Annotated in this window: 13 protein-coding genes; 5 read left to right on the forward strand and 8 right to left on the reverse strand. The window is 66.0% G+C overall.

What is annotated here, in order from left to right; translation table 11 throughout:
• Nucleotides 1-63 precede the first annotated feature (63 nt).
• The 4 genes from OEL49_RS01465 (at nucleotide 64) to leuE (ending at nucleotide 3,137) form a co-directional block, all read left to right on the forward strand.
• Complete coding sequence (locus OEL49_RS01465; RefSeq protein ID WP_130458889.1) at nucleotides 64-651, forward strand: superoxide dismutase; 588 nt, start codon at nucleotides 64-66, stop codon at nucleotides 649-651.
• 71 nt (nucleotides 652-722) lie between these two features.
• Nucleotides 723-1,400, forward strand: coding sequence for a 2'-5' RNA ligase family protein (locus OEL49_RS01470; protein ID WP_287873815.1), 678 nt, complete (start codon nucleotides 723-725; stop codon nucleotides 1,398-1,400).
• Nucleotides 1,357-2,472 (forward strand): ATP-dependent Clp protease ATP-binding subunit ClpX, encoded by a 1,116-nt coding sequence (gene clpX / locus OEL49_RS01475; RefSeq protein WP_287873816.1) that lies wholly within the window; start codon nucleotides 1,357-1,359, stop codon nucleotides 2,470-2,472. The genes OEL49_RS01470 and clpX overlap by 44 nt, the downstream gene beginning before the upstream one ends.
• A 17-nt stretch (nucleotides 2,473-2,489) precedes the next feature.
• On the forward strand, nucleotides 2,490-3,137 hold the full coding sequence (leuE, locus tag OEL49_RS01480) for a leucine efflux protein LeuE (protein WP_152088832.1): 648 nt from the start codon (nucleotides 2,490-2,492) through the stop codon (nucleotides 3,135-3,137).
• Nucleotides 3,138-3,218: 81 nt separating this feature from the next.
• On the opposite strand, the gene OEL49_RS01485 is transcribed toward leuE, so the two are convergent.
• The 8 genes from OEL49_RS01485 to fdnG form a co-directional block, all read right to left on the reverse strand.
• Entirely contained in the window at nucleotides 3,219-3,854 is a 636-nt protein-coding gene (locus OEL49_RS01485) for a carbonic anhydrase (protein ID WP_014238285.1), read from the reverse strand.
• A 195-nt stretch (nucleotides 3,855-4,049) separates the two neighbouring features.
• The gene (locus OEL49_RS01490; protein WP_287873817.1) at nucleotides 4,050-4,721 is read right to left on the reverse strand and encodes a dihydrodipicolinate reductase C-terminal domain-containing protein; all 672 of its coding nucleotides are present in this window, start codon (nucleotides 4,719-4,721) and stop codon (nucleotides 4,050-4,052) included.
• 202 nt (nucleotides 4,722-4,923) lie between these two features.
• Nucleotides 4,924-5,412, reverse strand: coding sequence for a hypothetical protein (locus OEL49_RS01495; protein ID WP_287873818.1), 489 nt, complete (start codon nucleotides 5,410-5,412; stop codon nucleotides 4,924-4,926).
• 740 nt (nucleotides 5,413-6,152) lie between these two features.
• Nucleotides 6,153-7,187, reverse strand: coding sequence for a GTP 3',8-cyclase MoaA (gene moaA, locus OEL49_RS01500; protein WP_287873819.1), 1,035 nt, complete (start codon nucleotides 7,185-7,187; stop codon nucleotides 6,153-6,155).
• Nucleotides 7,188-7,200: 13 nt separating this feature from the next.
• Entirely contained in the window at nucleotides 7,201-8,154 is a 954-nt protein-coding gene (gene fdhD, locus OEL49_RS01505; RefSeq protein ID WP_130458896.1) for a formate dehydrogenase accessory sulfurtransferase FdhD, read from the reverse strand.
• A gap of 89 nt (nucleotides 8,155-8,243) precedes the next feature.
• Nucleotides 8,244-8,864 (reverse strand): formate dehydrogenase subunit gamma, encoded by a 621-nt coding sequence (locus OEL49_RS01510; RefSeq protein ID WP_130458897.1) that lies wholly within the window; start codon nucleotides 8,862-8,864, stop codon nucleotides 8,244-8,246.
• On the reverse strand, nucleotides 8,861-9,754 hold the full coding sequence (fdxH, locus tag OEL49_RS01515) for a formate dehydrogenase subunit beta (RefSeq protein WP_287873820.1): 894 nt from the start codon (nucleotides 9,752-9,754) through the stop codon (nucleotides 8,861-8,863). Before fdxH ends, OEL49_RS01510 begins: the two co-directional genes overlap by 4 nt.
• A 13-nt stretch (nucleotides 9,755-9,767) precedes the next feature.
• Nucleotides 9,768-12,821, reverse strand: a complete 3,054-nt coding sequence (fdnG, locus tag OEL49_RS01520; protein ID WP_014238293.1) for a formate dehydrogenase-N subunit alpha — start codon at nucleotides 12,819-12,821, stop codon at nucleotides 9,768-9,770.
• Between the two features lie 446 nt (nucleotides 12,822-13,267).
• On the opposite strand from fdnG, the gene fdhE reads away from it, so the two are divergent.
• Nucleotides 13,268-14,140: a formate dehydrogenase accessory protein FdhE gene (gene fdhE / locus OEL49_RS01525; protein ID WP_287873821.1), complete on the forward strand. Its 873-nt coding sequence runs from the start codon at nucleotides 13,268-13,270 to the stop codon at nucleotides 14,138-14,140.
• The last annotated feature ends 441 nt before the right edge of the window (nucleotides 14,141-14,581 follow it).

Consider the following 14,581-nt stretch of genomic DNA (forward strand, 5'->3'; position numbering starts at 1 on the left):
GCGATGCGACTGTCTAGAATTGACGGTTACCCCAACCAACCCGCCTACTAAACGGAGAATAAGATGGAACATCAACTGCCCGCCCTGCCCTACGCCAAGAACGCCCTGGCTCCCCACATTTCCGAAGAAACCTTCGACTACCACTACGGCAAGCACCACCAGGCCTACGTGACCAACCTGAACAACCTGATCAAGGGCACCGAGTACGAGAACCTGGGTCTGGAAGAAATCTTCAAGAAGGCTCCCGCCGGCGGCATCTATAACAACGCCGCCCAGGTGTGGAACCACACCTTCTTCTGGAGCTCCATGAAGCCCGCCGGCGGCGGCGCTCCTGCTGGCGCCCTGGCTGACGCCATCAACAAGAAGTGGGGTTCTTTCGACGAGTTCAAGAAGGCCTTCACCGCCTCCGCCGTGGGCAACTTCGGTTCCGGCTGGACCTGGCTGGTGAAGAAGGACGACGGCTCCGTGGACATCGTCAACACCGGCGCCGCCGGCAACCCCCTGAAGACCGGCGAAGGCAAGCCCCTGCTGACCATCGACGTGTGGGAACACGCCTACTACATCGACTACCGCAACGCCCGTCCCAAGTTCGTCGAGACCTTCCTGGCCTCCCTGGCCAACTGGGACTTCGCTGCCCAGAACTTCGCCTGATCAGCTGATCTGGCCGCAAAACGGGACTGGCAACAGTCCCGTTTTTTTATGCCCGGATTTTTCTAGCAATCATGCAACAAGCCACCGACGCCTTCACCCTGGCCTGCCGCCACGACGATTTCAGCGACTGGCACCAGGGCCGGCGCCGCTACGCCGTGTGGGCCATTACCGCCGACACCCCGGCGCTGACGGCCGCCGTGGACAGCCTCAAGGCGCAGCTGGCACCCTGGCTGCTGCCCGGCTACCGGCGCCAGCCCCACATCACGGTGGCCCTGGGCGGCTTTCCCGCCCCGGCGCGGCGACGGGCCGACGACTACAGCCCCGCCTGCCTTGCCGCCCAGGTGGCGGCCCTGGAGCGGGCAGCACCGCCGCCCTTCAACCTGGAACTGGGCCCCTGCGCCACCTTCGCCTCGGCCCCCTACCTGGCGGTGGGCGGCGACGGCCCCAGCCTGCTGCAACTGCGCCAGGCCCTGCTCGACTCCCATCCGGAGCGGGATGACTTCCCCTACACCCCCCACCTGACCCTGGGCCTCTACGGCGACACCTACCCCCTGGCGCCCATGCAGGCTCGGCTGCAGGGGCTCGCCCCGGAGCCGGGCCTGGCGCTGCCGGTGCGCCACCTGGACCTGATGACCTACGCCGCCGACACCATCGGCGGCCCCCTGCACACCGTGGCCCGTTTCGACCTGCAGCAGCGGCGCCTGGATGCGGAAGCGCAAGCCCTGGCCGGGCTCTTTACCCAGCTTTAACCGCCGCCGGGTAGTCGCCGGCGCCCGGCTGGATTACAGTCACGGCAACGTCATTGCCCCGGATACCACCGTGCTGCCCGAGAACGCCACTCCCAGCGCCATCGTCAAATACCTCAACCAGTACGTCATCGGCCAGGAAGAGGCCAAGCGCGTGCTGGCGGTGGCGGTCTACGCCCACTACCGCAAGCTCACCGCCGCCGGCGAGACGGTGCGCCTGGACAAGAGCAACGTCCTCATCATCGGCCCCACCGGCACCGGCAAGACCCTGCTGTGCGAGACCCTCTCCCGCTTCCTGCAGGTGCCTTTCGTCACCACCGACGCCACCTCCTTGGCCCAGACCAAGTACGTCGGCGAGGAGATCGAGGCCATCCTGCTGCGCCTGCTGGAAAAGGCCGGCGGCGACACGGAGCGGGCCGGGCGCGGCATCGTCTTCATCGACGAGATCGACAAGCTCAAGGCCCGCCCCGGGGAAGCGGCCCGGGTCCAGGCCACTTCCGGCGAGAGCGTGCAGCACGCCCTGCTGAAGATCATGGAAGGCTATCCGGTGCGGCTGCCGGACAACCGCAGCATCGACACCTCGGGCATCCTCTTCATCTGCGGCGGCGCCTTCGTCGGCCTGGAGCAGATCATGGAGAAGAGCCACAGCTTCGGCTACATCGGCACCGGCGAGGACGACAACCAGAACATCCTGGACCGCCTCAACAGCCGGGTGAAGCCCACCGACCTCTTCGAATTCGGCCTGATCCCCGAATTCACCGGCCGCCTGCCGGTGGTGGCCCGCTTCCAGGACCTCTCCAAGGCCATGCTGGTGCGGATCATGACCGAGCCGAAGAACTCCCTCTACAACCAGTTCCGCCTGCTGCTGCAAAGCGAGGGGGTGGAACTGCAGATCGAGCCGGCGGTGTTCCAGCAGATCGCCGAAATCGCCTTCGAGTACAAGACCGGCGCCCGCAGCCTGCGGGGCATCTTCGAGGAACTGCTGACCCCGGTGCTCTACGCCGTGCCCGACCACAAGGAAGTGAAGAAGGTGGTCATCAAGTCCCTCTTCGAAGACCCCAGCTACTACAAGTAAGCGCAAAAGGCTCCACCATGACCTACGGCATCACCGACCTGGCCACCTTCATCCTCGGCACCATCTTCATCGTCCTGCTGCCCGGGCCCAATTCCATGTACGTCACCCTGGTGGCCTCCCGCTGGGGCATCGCCGCCGGCTACCGGGGCGCCTGCGGCATCTTCCTCGGCGACCTGATCCTGATGACCCTGGCCGCCTCCGGCGTCGCCTCCCTGCTGGTGGCGGTGCCGGCCCTGTTCATGGTGCTCAAGTACGCCGGCGGCGCCTACCTGGTGTGGCTCGGCATCGGCCTGCTGCGGGCCGCGGTGCAGCGCTGGCGCGGCATCGAGGCGCCCGCCAGCCGCCTGAGCGAAGGCGACGCCCGCCAGCCCTTCCGCACCGCCCTCGTCATCAGCCTGATGAACCCCAAGGCCATCCTCTTCTTCGTCTCCTTCTTCATCCAGTTCGTCTCCCCGGACTACCCCCACCCGGCCCTGTCCTTCCTCATCCTCGGCGCCATCGTCCAGTTCTGCAGCGCCCTCTACCTCTCCGCCCTGATCTTCGGCGGCAGCTATCTGGCCGATGCCTTCCGCCGGCGCCGCCGTCTCTCCGCCGGGGCCACCGGCGCCGTCGGCGGCCTCTTCATCGGCTTCGGAGTGAAGCTGGCGGGCGCCAGCCTGCGCTGACGGTGCCGGGCCGGCAGACCGCCACCACCACGAAAAAAGGCGCCCGCGGGCGCCTTTTTCGTTCCCTGCCGAGGGCCGGTCTCAGGTGGCATTAACCTCGGGATTGTCGGAGAGGGAGACGAAAGACATGGTACGACCGTCGAGGGCGTCGATGGCGCCGTTCTCGATGTCGTAGATCCAGCCGTGCAGGTTCAGCTTGCGCTGGGCCAGGGCCAGGGCCACCGCCGGATGGGTGCGGATGTTGGCCAGCTGGGCGATGACGTTCTCCCGCACCAGGTCGTCGGCCCGCTCCCGGGGCGTGGCGTATTCCCGGGCGGAGATGATGGCCTTGGCCGCATCCGCATAGCGCAGCCAGTGGGCCACGGCCGGCAGGTGGTCGAGGCACTGGCAGCTGGAGATGGCCGCCATGGCGCCACAGTTGGAGTGGCCGCAGATGACCACGTCGGTCACCTTGAGCACGGAGACGGCGTATTCCACGGTGGCGGAAACGCCGCCGGGCTCGGGCCCGTAGGAGGGCACGATGTTGCCCGCGTTGCGGATGACGAAAAGATCGCCCGGCTCCTGCTGGGTCAGCAGCTCGGGCACCACCCGGCTGTCGGAGCAGGTGACGAAGAGCACCTTGGGACTCTGGCCGTCGGCCAGATGGCGGAACAGTTCCGAACGGGCCGGGAAGACCTCTTTCTGGAACTTGAGAAAACCATCAATGATCTTTTGCACTTGGAAGCACCCATGAACTGAGGGAATGTGGGACCGCCGCCATTATCCCCCATGCCGCCGGAGGAACAAGGCAGGGGCCACAGGCCCGACGCCTCCGGCAATGTTGGCGGCGGCAATGGCGGCGGCGCTTCGACCGCGCCGCCCGACGGGGAGTTCAGGCCTGTAGGCCCCGCCACCCCGCCCGGTTGGCAGGCACTACAGCCAGCCCCGGTTGATGAATTCCATGATCGGGTAGAGGCGCTTTTCCAGCGCCTTGCCATGCACCGCCTCGACGATGCGCGACACCCCGGCGGCGTAGGGCGCCTCCCCCTGGACCCGGGTTTCCAGGCGCAGGCTGCAGGCACCGTCGCTGATGCTGAGGCGGTGGAAGGCATGGCGCGGCAGGTCGGCCTCGGGAATGCCCAGTTCCTCCCGCTGCTCCCGGGGGTCCCGCACCGAGCGGATCGCCTCCGGACCCAGGCCGACGGAAGCCGCCAGATTCACCGCCGTCCCCGGCACCGAGCTTTTGCTCGCCTGGTGGGACTCCACCAGTTCCATCTCGTAGCCGCGGAAGAAATAGCCGCTGGCCTCCAGCATGGCCATGAACTTGAGCATCAGGATATTGGTGTTGGGACACAGCAGCACCGGGAACTCCGGCGCCTCCCGCTCCAGGGCGGAGCCGGTGGAAAGCTCGATCAGGGGCGACGCCGTGGCGCGGCAGAAAGCCGCCACCGCCTCCAGCTCCCGCCCCGAACCGGCATGGACAACGATGGCCGGTTCGCCTCCGGCCTGCCGGCCCCAGGGCACGACCTGAAAGGGATGGCCCAACTGGTGGGAAGTGAGGAGCTCACTGGCGAGCTTGCCGGTACCGACGATGACGACTTGCATGGGAAGGCGGAGGGAAGAGAGAACTGGGAGTATAGCGAAGCTCCACCGTGCTGCCCCGGCCTACGGCTATGCGGGGCTATCGCTGGCCGTTAAGCAAAACAACTATCAGGCGACAGGCTTTTCTCACGACACCAAAAGTTGGACTTCAGCGGACGGCAAAAGCGCAGCTTCTGCCGGTCCGCTGGAACGACTAGTTATGCGGCTATTTGGAAGAGAAAACATCTGCCTCTCCCTTCTGTGCAAAAACATCACCAAAGGAGAGTTGGCCATTAGACAACTGATACGGGAAGAAGACAGTCACCGAATATTTGTCACGGTGATTGAGAGAAACGGCGATGGCGTCAGACTTCTTGCCGGTTGAAGGCAAGACGACCTTCACGCCGTAAACCAAAGCTGTCGCTTTGTACTCCCCTGACTTGGCTGCCTTAACAAACCCATCCTTTAGCAGGCGAACGATATCGTTGGATAGCGGTTGCTCGCGGCCATCGTATCCCGCCACACTCGCAATCTCGCCGTTAACTTTGAGTGCAGCTCCGTAAGGAAAAAACTCTCCGTGCTTCCGAAGCATTTGCTCAGCAAATGGGAGGGCTGCGTTCATGAGGTTTTCGCACTCAGACTTTGACTTCGTCATATCCTGTGCTCCAACGACCAGTGAATACAGCAACGAAAGAATTGTAATCAGGATTCTCATGGCGCATAACGCCTGAATTAAGGAGAGCCGCGAAGTGGCGTCGGCTTCTTAAATGATTGGTTAGGCCGCAGGCGCCAGAAGTAGGCGCAGCGACTCTGCATGGATAGTAACGTCCCCGAACTCGCCGCAGATTTGGAACTCGCCGTTCGGCCCAACCGATAGGCTGTCGATCGTGCCGTAGTCCAACGAGCCGTCTGCGTCTTGAGTAGAGATGACGGAGCTTTGTGGCTGGAGCCCGACTACGGAGGTGACCGACTGGAACACAATAAGCCCCGGGCGATAGCAGGCCCAATCCCCTTTGCTGGGCAGTGTGGCCAAGGGATGGCCCTGGCTTAGGTGAGCCAGCACATGGAACACAACTTCGTCTGAGGACGCGTGCCAAGCAAAGACAAATGTGTCTTGCAGGTAAACCTCGGAAAATTCGGAAATGCTCACAAGCGGTCTAACGTGAAGTAAATGAACATATCTGCCGTATAAGCAGGCCAACCGCCGTATAAGCTGGGAAAGACGGCGGCCTGGGAGGCTTCCCAATAGCGGCTTCCGCTAAATTGACGGCAGTATCTTCGGGGATAGATGGCAGTCATACGCGGCCCGGTTCAATGTCGCGTTAATTTTGCCAGTCGGCCAGCCAAATGTCATGCACGCGGAATGTTTGCGAACGGCTGCAATGGCGCGATTTCCCTTACGCCCACTGATGGCCGTCTCCAGCCATCAACCGCAGAACTACCTAATGGAAGTCTTCAGCCGCCCGTGCTGGACATGAAGCGCACGATCTTCGGGGTGGCCATGGCGGCGGTGAAGTCGTGGCCCTGGGCTTTGAGGCCCATGCCGGTGGCGATGGCGGCGCCGAGGGGGGCGTCGTCCTGGGGATGGGCGCGCAGCAGGGGCAGGAGGGGGATGGCGCCGTCGTCGCCGAGGCAGGGGTAGAGGGTGCCCTGGGCGCTGATGCGCACCCGGTTGCAGGTGTCGCAGAAGTTGTGGGAATGGGGGGAGATGAAGCCGACCCGGCTGTCGCTGCCGCCGACCCGCCAGTAGCGGGCGGGGCCGCCGCTGTTCTCCAGGGTGGGGATCAGCTCGAAGCGCTCGGCCAGACGGGCCCGGGCGGCATCGCTGGAAAGATAGGTGGCGCTGCGGTCGTGGCCGGTGTCGCCGAGGGGCATTTCCTCGATCAGGGCCAGGTCGATGTTGCGGGCCACGGCGTAGGCCAGCAGGTCGCCCAGTTCGTCGTCGTTCACGCCCTGCTGCATCACGGCATTCAGCCGGATGCGGGAGAAGCCGGCGGCCAGGGCCGCTTCCACCCCGTCCAGCACCTTGGTCAGGTCGCCGATGCGGGTGATGGCGCGGAAGCGCTCGGGGCGCAGGGTGTCCAGGCTGATGTTGAGGCGGCTGACGCCGGCCCGGCGCAGGTCTGCGGCGTGGCGGGCAAGCTGGGAGCCGTTGGTGGTGAGCACCAGTTCCTTCAGGCCTTGCAGCCTGCCGATCTCCTGCAGCAGCCAGAGGGCGTTGCGCCGTACCAGGGGCTCGCCGCCGGTGATGCGCACCTTGGTCACGCCGAGGGAGACGAAGATGCGCACCAGGCGCAGGGCTTCCTCCAGGCTGAGGACGGCGCTGTGGGGCAGAAACTGCATCTCTTCCGCCATGCAGTAGGTGCAGCGGAAGTCGCAGCGGTCGGTGATGGAGAGGCGCAGGTAGGTGATGCGGCGGCCGAAGCGGTCCACCAGGCCGCCAGGGGGCAGGTGCAGCGGGGCGCCAGGGGGCGCCTGCTCTGAAATCATTGCCGGGCGGGCCTTACATCAGGGTACGGCCGCCGGAGCGCGGCGGCAGCGGCTCCTGGCTGGCACTGCCCTGGGATTGGCCCAGGGGGCGGGTCGCAGCCACGCCTTCGGCGGCCAGGTATTCCGGATGGCTGTAGATGACCAGGCGGGAACCCCGGGCGAAACCGGCCAGGGTGATGCCGCTTTCTTCGGCCAGGCGCACCGCCAGGCCGGTGGGGGCGGAGATGGCGACCAGGCAGCCGATGCCGGCGGCGGCGCATTTCTGCACCATCTCGTAGCTGGCCCGGCTGGAGGTGAGGACGAAGCCGGCGGCCGGGTCGATGCGGCTCTTGGCCAGCCAGCCCACCAGTTTGTCGAGGGCGTTGTGGCGGCCCACGTCTTCGCGCAGGGTGCGGATGTTGCCCAGGTTATCCACCCAGGCGGCGCCATGGACGGCGCCGGTGATGCGGTGCAGCTGCTGCCAGTCGGGCAGCTGGTCCAGGGCCCGGGCCACGGCGGCCACGGGCAGCAGCAGGCCCCGCTGCAGGGGCTTGTAGGGCCGGGCCACGGCGTCCAGGCTCTCGACGCCGCAAAGGCCGCAGCCGGTGCGGCCGGCCAGGTTGCGGCGACGCTCCTTCAGGGCGACGAAGCGGCGGGAGGAAATTTCCAGATGCACTTCCAGGCCCTGGCAGCCGGAAACCACCTCGACGCCGTACAGCTCGGACGGCGACTCCAGGATGCCTTCAGTGAGGGCGAAGCCCAGGGCCATGTCTTCCAGGTTATCCGGCGTGGCCAGCATCACCGCGTGGGAGATGCCGTTGAAGACCAGGGCCACGGGCACCTCTTCCACCACGTGGTCGTCGCAGGTCTCGGCCTCGCCGCCGCTCAGGCGCAGCACCGTGGTGCGGCAGACGGTGGCGTGTTCGGGGCCTTCCAGCTCGTCGTCGAACTGGGTGCCGTGGAGAAGATGCAGGGATTCGCTGGCCATGGTCGTGTGTCCTGTACTGCAAAGATGGGGCTGCAGGGGCCGGAGGCGGCAAGCGCCGCCCCCGGCCGCAACGTCAGGGAATCAGGGGATCAGGATTCCTTGCCGGTCATTTCCCGGAACCACTTGGGATGGTGCTTGCGCGCCCAGGCGTGGGTGACCACCCCTTCCACCATGGCGCGGATGGTGCCCTGCACCCAGAGGGCGGCATAGACGTGCACGATGATGCTGGCGATCAGCACCAGGGCGCTGGCGGCATGCACCAGCAGGGCCACCCGGATCAGGGGAATGGGGAAGTAGAGGGCGAAGTAGGGACGCCAGGCGATGACGCCGGAGATGAGCAGCAGGGCCATGCAGCCAACCATCACCCAGAACATGCCTTTCTGGCCGCCGTTGTAGCGGCCGATGTCGCCCACCTCGTTGCCCTTCATCACCTCCTTCACCGACTTCATCCACTTCACGTCCTCGCTGGTGACGAGGTTGTGGTGCCAGTAGCGGAAGAACTGGCGGGCGAAGGCGATGAACATCACCACCCCGACGAAGGGGTGCACGATGCGGGCCAACTGGGGCGTGCCAAAGACGCCGGTGAGCCAGAAGAAGGCCGGGTAGAAGAAGGCCAGACCGGAGATGGCCAGCAGGATGAAGCACACCGCCACCACCCAGTGGTTGATGCGCTCGGCGGCGTTGTAACGCTGGATCAGTTGTTCTTTCATTTGGTCACCTCTTCTTCAGCCTCGTGTTCGTCCTCGGCCCGGTTGGGGCCCACGGTGATGTAGTGGAAGAAGCCGAACAGGCCGGCGGCGGCGATGCCCAGGGTGGCGACGGGCTTGAGCAGCCCCTTCCACAGGCTGACCGTGGTGCTGATGGCCGGGTCCTTGGGCAGGTTGTTGTACAGCTCGGGCTTGTCGGCGTGGTGCAGCACGTACATCACGTGGGTGCCGCCCACCCCTTGGGGATCGTAGAGGCCGGCGTTGTCGTAGCCCCGGGACTTGAGGTCGGTGACGCGCTTTGCCGCCACTTCCTGCATGTCCTCCTTGGAGCCGAACTGGATGGCGCCGGTGGGGCAGGTCTTGACGCAGGCCGGCTCCTGGCCCACGGCCACCCGGTCGGAACACAGGTTGCACTTGTAGGCCTTGTTGTCCTTCGGGTTGATGCGGGGCACGTTGAAGGGGCAGCCGGAAACGCAGTAGCCGCAGCCGATGCAGTTTTCCTGGTGGAAATCGACGATGCCGTTCTTGTACTGAATGATGGCGCCGGGGGAGGGGCAGGCCTTGAGGCAGCCCGGGTCGGCGCAATGCATGCAGCCGTCCTTGCGGATCAGCCATTCCAGCTTGCCGCCGCTGACGTCGGGCTGCTCCACCTCGTTGAAGCGCATCACCGTCCAGGCCTGGGCCGAGAGGTCGGTGGGGTTGTCGTAGACGCCGACGCAGCTGCCCACGTCGTCACGCAGCTCGTTCCATTCGGAACAGGCCACCTGGCAGGCCTTGCAGCCGATGCAGACGGAAACGTCGATGAGTTTGGCCACTTCCAGGGAATTGCGGGCCTGGGGGGCCGCCGTCGGGCTGGCCGAGCGGCGCAGGATGTCGAGAGATTGCAGAGCCATGTGTTCTTGCTCCTCAAGCCTTTTCAATGTTCACAAGGAAGGCCTTGTATTCCGGCGTCTGCGTGTTGCAGTCGCCCACGGCGGGGGGCAGGGTGTTGGAGAGGAAGCCCTTCTTGGCCACCGTCTCCCAACCCCAGTGCAGGGGAATGCCGACCTGATGCACGGTCTGCTTGTTCACCGTCAGGGCCTTGATGCGCTTGGTCACCACGGCCTTGGCCTTGATGTAGCCGCGCTTGGAACTGACCTTGACCCAGTCCCCGGCCTTGATGCCCTTCTCGGCGGCCAGGGCCTCGCCCACCTCGACGAACTGCTCCGGCTGGGCGATGGCGCTGAGGCGCACGCTCTTGGTCCAGAACTGGAAGTGCTCAGTGAGGCGGTAGGTGGTGCCCACATAGGGGAATTCCTTGTGGGTGCCGAGGCGCTCCTTGTCCGCCTTGAAGATGCGCACCGCCGGGCTGGTCACCACCTTGGGATGCAGGGGGTTGGTGCCGAGGGGGCTTTCCATGGGTTCGTAGTGCTCGGGGAAGGGGCCGTCCACCAGCTTGTCGGTGGCGAACAGGCGGCCCACGCCTTCAGGATTCATGATGAAGGGGTTCATGCCCGAATCCGGGGCCGCATCCACCTTGAAGTCGGGCACGTCGGCGCCGGCCCACTTCTCGCCGTTCCAGGCGATCAGCTTGCGCTTCGGGTCCCAGGGCTTGCCGGCGGCGTCGCAGGAGGCCCGGTTGTAGATGATGCGGCGGTTGGCCGGCCAGGCCCAGGCCCAGCCCGGGGTGTTGCCCAGGCCCGTGTCGGTGTTGTCGCGGCGGGCCATCTGGTTGCCGGCCTGGGTCCAGCAGCCGGCGAAGATCCAGCAGGCGGACATGGTGGAGCCGTCGTCCTGCAGCACGGCGAAGCCGGGAATCTGCTCGCCCTTCTTCACCAGGAACTGGCCCGGGTTCTTCGGATCGGGAATGTCCGCCAGGGCGCGGCCGTTGAGTTCCTTGGCCAGCTCTTCCGGGGTCGGATCGTAGGGGTTCTTGTAGGGCCAGGAGAGATTGAGGATGGGCTCGGGCACGGCGCCGCCCTGCTCCTGGTACAGCTTCTTCAGGGCCATGAACAGCTCGGCGATGATCTCCTGGTCGGTCTTGGCCTCGCCCGGGGCGTCGGCGCCCTTCCAGTGCCACTGCAGCCAGCGGGAGGAATTGACGATGGCGCCGTCCTCTTCCGCGAAGCAGGTGGAGGGCAGGCGGAACACCTCGGTCTGGATGCTGGCCGGGTCCACGTCGTTCAGCTCGCCCTGGTTCTGCCAGAAGGTGGAGGTCTCGGTGGCGATGGGGTCGATGATCACCATGTACTTCAGCTTGGCGAAGTCGGCGGCGGTCTTTTTCGCGTCCGGGAAGGAGGTCAGGGGGTTGAAGCCCTGCACGATGAAGCCGTTGATCTTGCCCTGGTGCATCAGGTCCATCACCTGCAGCACGTCGTACATCTTGTCCCACTTGGGCAGCCAATCGTAGCCCCAGTTGTTCTCCTTGGTGGCCTTGTCGCCCCAGAACCACTTCATCAGGCTGACGAAGAACTTGGGGGTGTTGCCCCAGTAGTTCAGCTGGCCCGGCTGCAGGGCCTTGGGCGTGGTCTTCTCCAGGTAGTCGGCGAAGGTCGGATGGGCCTTCTCGCTGGGCAGGGTCAGGTAACCGGGCAGGCTGGTGGACAGCAGACCCAGGTCGGACAGGCCCTGGATGTTGGAGTGGCCGCGCAGGGCGTTCACGCCGCCGCCGGGCATGCCGATGTTGCCCAGCAGCAGCTGGATCATGGCCATGGTGCGGATGTTCTGGGCGCCCACGGTGTGCTGGGTCCAGCCCAGGGCGTAGAGGATGGTGCCGACCTTGGTCGGCACGCAGGTCTCGCCCAGATGCTTGCAGACGGAGAGGAAGCCTTCCTTGGGGCTGCCGGTGAGGTCGGAGACCACTTCCGGCGTGTAGCGGGCGTAGTGGGCCTTCATCAGGTTCCACACGCAGCGCGGGTGCTGCAGGGTCGGGTCGGTCTTGGCCTGGCCCTTGGCGTCCAGCTCGTAGCTCCAGGAGCCCCGGTCGTACTTGCCCTTGGCCTCGTCGTAGCCGGAGAAGAGGCCCTCGTCGAAGGTGAAGCCTTCATTGACGATGAAGCTGGCGTTGGTGAAGGACTTGACGTAGTCCCACTGGATCTTGTCGTTGCTCACCAGCCAGTTGATGATGCCGCCCAGGAAGGCGATGTCGGAGCCGGCGCGGATCGGCACGAATTCGTCGGCGACGGCGGCGGAGCGGTTGAAGCGCGGGTCCACCACGATCAGCTTGGCGCCCTTCTTCTTCGCCTCGATGGCCCACTTGAAGCCCACCGGGTGGGCCTCGGCCGGGTTGCCGCCCATGATCAGGATGAAGTCGGCGTTCTTGATGTCCACCCAGGTGTTGGTCATGGCGCCGCGGCCGAAGGTGGCGGCCAGGGCAGCCACCGTGGGGCCGTGGCAGACCCGGGCCTGGGCGTCGGTACCGACGATGCCCAGGGAGCGCATGAACTTCTGGGTCAGGATGCCGGTTTCGTTGGAGGAGGCGGAGGCGGTCAGCATGGCGGTGGACAGCCAGCGGTTCACCGTCACGCCGTCGGCGTTCTTGGCGACGAAGTTGGCGTCCCGGTCGGCCTTCATGTGCTTGGCGATGCGCTCCACGGCCTCGTGCCAGGAGATGCGCTTCCATTCCTTGCTGCCCGCTTCCCGCACTTCCGGGTACTTGAGGCGGTTGGGGCTGTGGATGAAGTCCAGCAGGCCCGCGCCCTTGGGACACAGGGAGCCGCGGCTGACGGGGTGATCCGGGTCGCCCTCGATGTGGATGATCTCCTGCTTGGCGTTCTTGGCGCCGTCGCCCAGGCTGTACATGAGCAGGCCGCAGCCCACCGAACAGTAGGTACAGGTGTTGCGGATTTCCTTGGCCCGGGTCAGCTTGTACTGACGTACCTCGGCCAGGGCGGTGGCGGGCGAGAAGCCCAGGGCCACCAGGCTGGAGGCGGAAAGACCCGCCGCCGAAACCTTGAAGAACTGCCGTCGTGTGACTTGCATGAATCCTCCCTTGAAAGCGGAATTGCCGTGCTCCGGGCCGCCCGTGCAGAAGTCGCCTGACCTTCCGCCGGACCATCGCCGCCCACGGCTCGGGGAACATTTCGCACTTTCCGTGCCACCCGCCAAAACCGCTTCGCCACAAGGGTTTTGTGCTTCGCCGCAATCGAAAACGGGACATTCTGTCCCTCGCTGACCGGACAGAATGTCCCGCTGCAGCGCAGCAGAAGCGCCCTGCCCCGCCCCCGCGGCAGGGCCGAAAATCGGCCACCTCGATCGGCGCCGGGCCCCGCCACGGCCCTGGCGCCGCGCCGTTCCGCCGCCCCGCCATTCGCGCCCGGCGCCGCTTCCGGGCACAATCCCGTGCACGATTCTTGCAACCCTGCGCCGATGGCCCGCCAGCCCGGGCCCAATCCGGCCCTCACCGCCCACTGAAGAGACCCACCCACATGACCCTCTCCGCCCACGACGACACCGCCGCCGCCATGGCCGCCGCCGGCCTGGTGCCCGGCCAGTCCCCCTCCCCCGTGCGCCTGCCCGCCGCCGCCAGCGTCTTCAAGACCCGGGCTGCCCGCCTGCGCCAGCTGGCCGAAGGCCACAGCCTGGGCGACTGGCTCGGCTTCGTCGCCACCCTCAGCGACGCCCAGCAACAACGCATCGACGCCGCCCCCGGCCTGACCCCCGGCTCTTCGCCGGAACAGCAATGGCAGGGCGACCTGCAGGCCCTGCTGGCCCTGCTCCAGGACCAGGTGCCCGAACCGGCCCGCCCCACCCTGGCCGCCCTGCAGCAGGCCGACGCCGCCAGCCTCAGCGCCCTGGCCGAGCGCATCGTCGGCGGCACCATGGAAGCGGACGACATGATCCTCGCCCCCTTCGTCATGGCCGCCCTGCAAGTGGCCTGGACCCGCCACGCCGCCGGCCTGGATGCCGCCAGCATCGCCGCCCCCGCCACCGCCCACAGCTGCCCCGTCTGCGGCAGCGCCCCGGTGGCCGGCGTCATCCACGTCGGCAACGAATCCGGCGGCCTGCGCTACCTGCACTGCGGCCTCTGCCACACCGCCTGGCACCACGTCCGCGCCACCTGCGTCGCCTGCGGCAAAGGCAAGGAAGTCAGCTACCGCGCCCTTGACGAGCGGGAAGACGGCGCCCGGGCCGAAGCCTGCGACACCTGCCACAACTATCTGAAGCTGCTGCTGGCCGAGAAGGCCCCCGGCCTGGACCCCATCGCCGACGACATGGCCACCCTGGCTCTGGACATCCTGGTGAGCGAGGAAGGCTACCAGCGCATCGGCATCAACCCCTTCCTGCTGCTGGGCGAATAAGCTCCCGCTCCGGCGCATGCCGGAGAAGCACAAAAGACGGCCCTCCCGGCGATGCCATTGCCGGGAGGGCCGTCTTTATTGGGGTGTGGCGAGGTGGGTAGTTGTGATTGTTCGCCTGGGTATGGCGGACTGTTCCTCGAGGCGCTGCCGGGTGTGATTCCTCAGGTCCGAGAGTTGTTTGAATCTTCCGGCGTGGTGGAGTGTTTTACGGCTGGGTTCCGCGCCTGACGCGCGGGCGTCCTTTCTTTTGTCTCGCCAAAAGAAAGGAGCCAAAGAAAACGCGAGCCCGGTTTGGCGCCCCGCGTTCCGCGGGGTTCCCTGCGCTACTCGCTTCCGGCGGGGGCTGCGCAACTCGGGCCTAAAGGCCCTCAAACAGTGCTCGCCCTTTTCCCGCCACAAGCTCCGTTGCTCGGCGCCGCACAGGGCAGGGACCGGCTCTCT

Origin of the sequence: Azospira sp., assembly GCF_030247495.1 — a bacterium.
Lineage (GTDB): Bacteria > Pseudomonadota > Gammaproteobacteria > Burkholderiales > Rhodocyclaceae > Azospira > Azospira oryzae.

Bases quoted from the DNA above. Each gene is read 5' to 3' on its own strand.
- OEL49_RS01465 (WP_130458889.1), top strand. From the start codon at position 64: ATGGAACATCAACTGCCCGCCCTGCCCTACGCCAAGAACGCCCTGGCT.
- OEL49_RS01470 (WP_287873815.1), top strand. From the start codon at position 723: ATGCAACAAGCCACCGACGCCTTCACCCTGGCCTGCCGCCACGACGAT.
- clpX (WP_287873816.1), top strand. From the start codon at position 1,357: ATGCGGAAGCGCAAGCCCTGGCCGGGCTCTTTACCCAGCTTTAACCGC.
- leuE (WP_152088832.1), top strand. From the start codon at position 2,490: ATGACCTACGGCATCACCGACCTGGCCACCTTCATCCTCGGCACCATC.
- OEL49_RS01490 (WP_287873817.1), bottom strand. From the start codon at position 4,721: ATGCAAGTCGTCATCGTCGGTACCGGCAAGCTCGCCAGTGAGCTCCTC.
- OEL49_RS01495 (WP_287873818.1), bottom strand. From the start codon at position 5,412: ATGAGAATCCTGATTACAATTCTTTCGTTGCTGTATTCACTGGTCGTT.
- moaA (WP_287873819.1), bottom strand. From the start codon at position 7,187: ATGATTTCAGAGCAGGCGCCCCCTGGCGCCCCGCTGCACCTGCCCCCT.
- fdhD (WP_130458896.1), bottom strand. From the start codon at position 8,154: ATGGCCAGCGAATCCCTGCATCTTCTCCACGGCACCCAGTTCGACGAC.
- OEL49_RS01510 (WP_130458897.1), bottom strand. From the start codon at position 8,864: ATGAAAGAACAACTGATCCAGCGTTACAACGCCGCCGAGCGCATCAAC.
- fdxH (WP_287873820.1), bottom strand. From the start codon at position 9,754: ATGGCTCTGCAATCTCTCGACATCCTGCGCCGCTCGGCCAGCCCGACG.
- fdnG (WP_014238293.1), bottom strand. From the start codon at position 12,821: ATGCAAGTCACACGACGGCAGTTCTTCAAGGTTTCGGCGGCGGGTCTT.
- fdhE (WP_287873821.1), top strand. From the start codon at position 13,268: ATGACCCTCTCCGCCCACGACGACACCGCCGCCGCCATGGCCGCCGCC.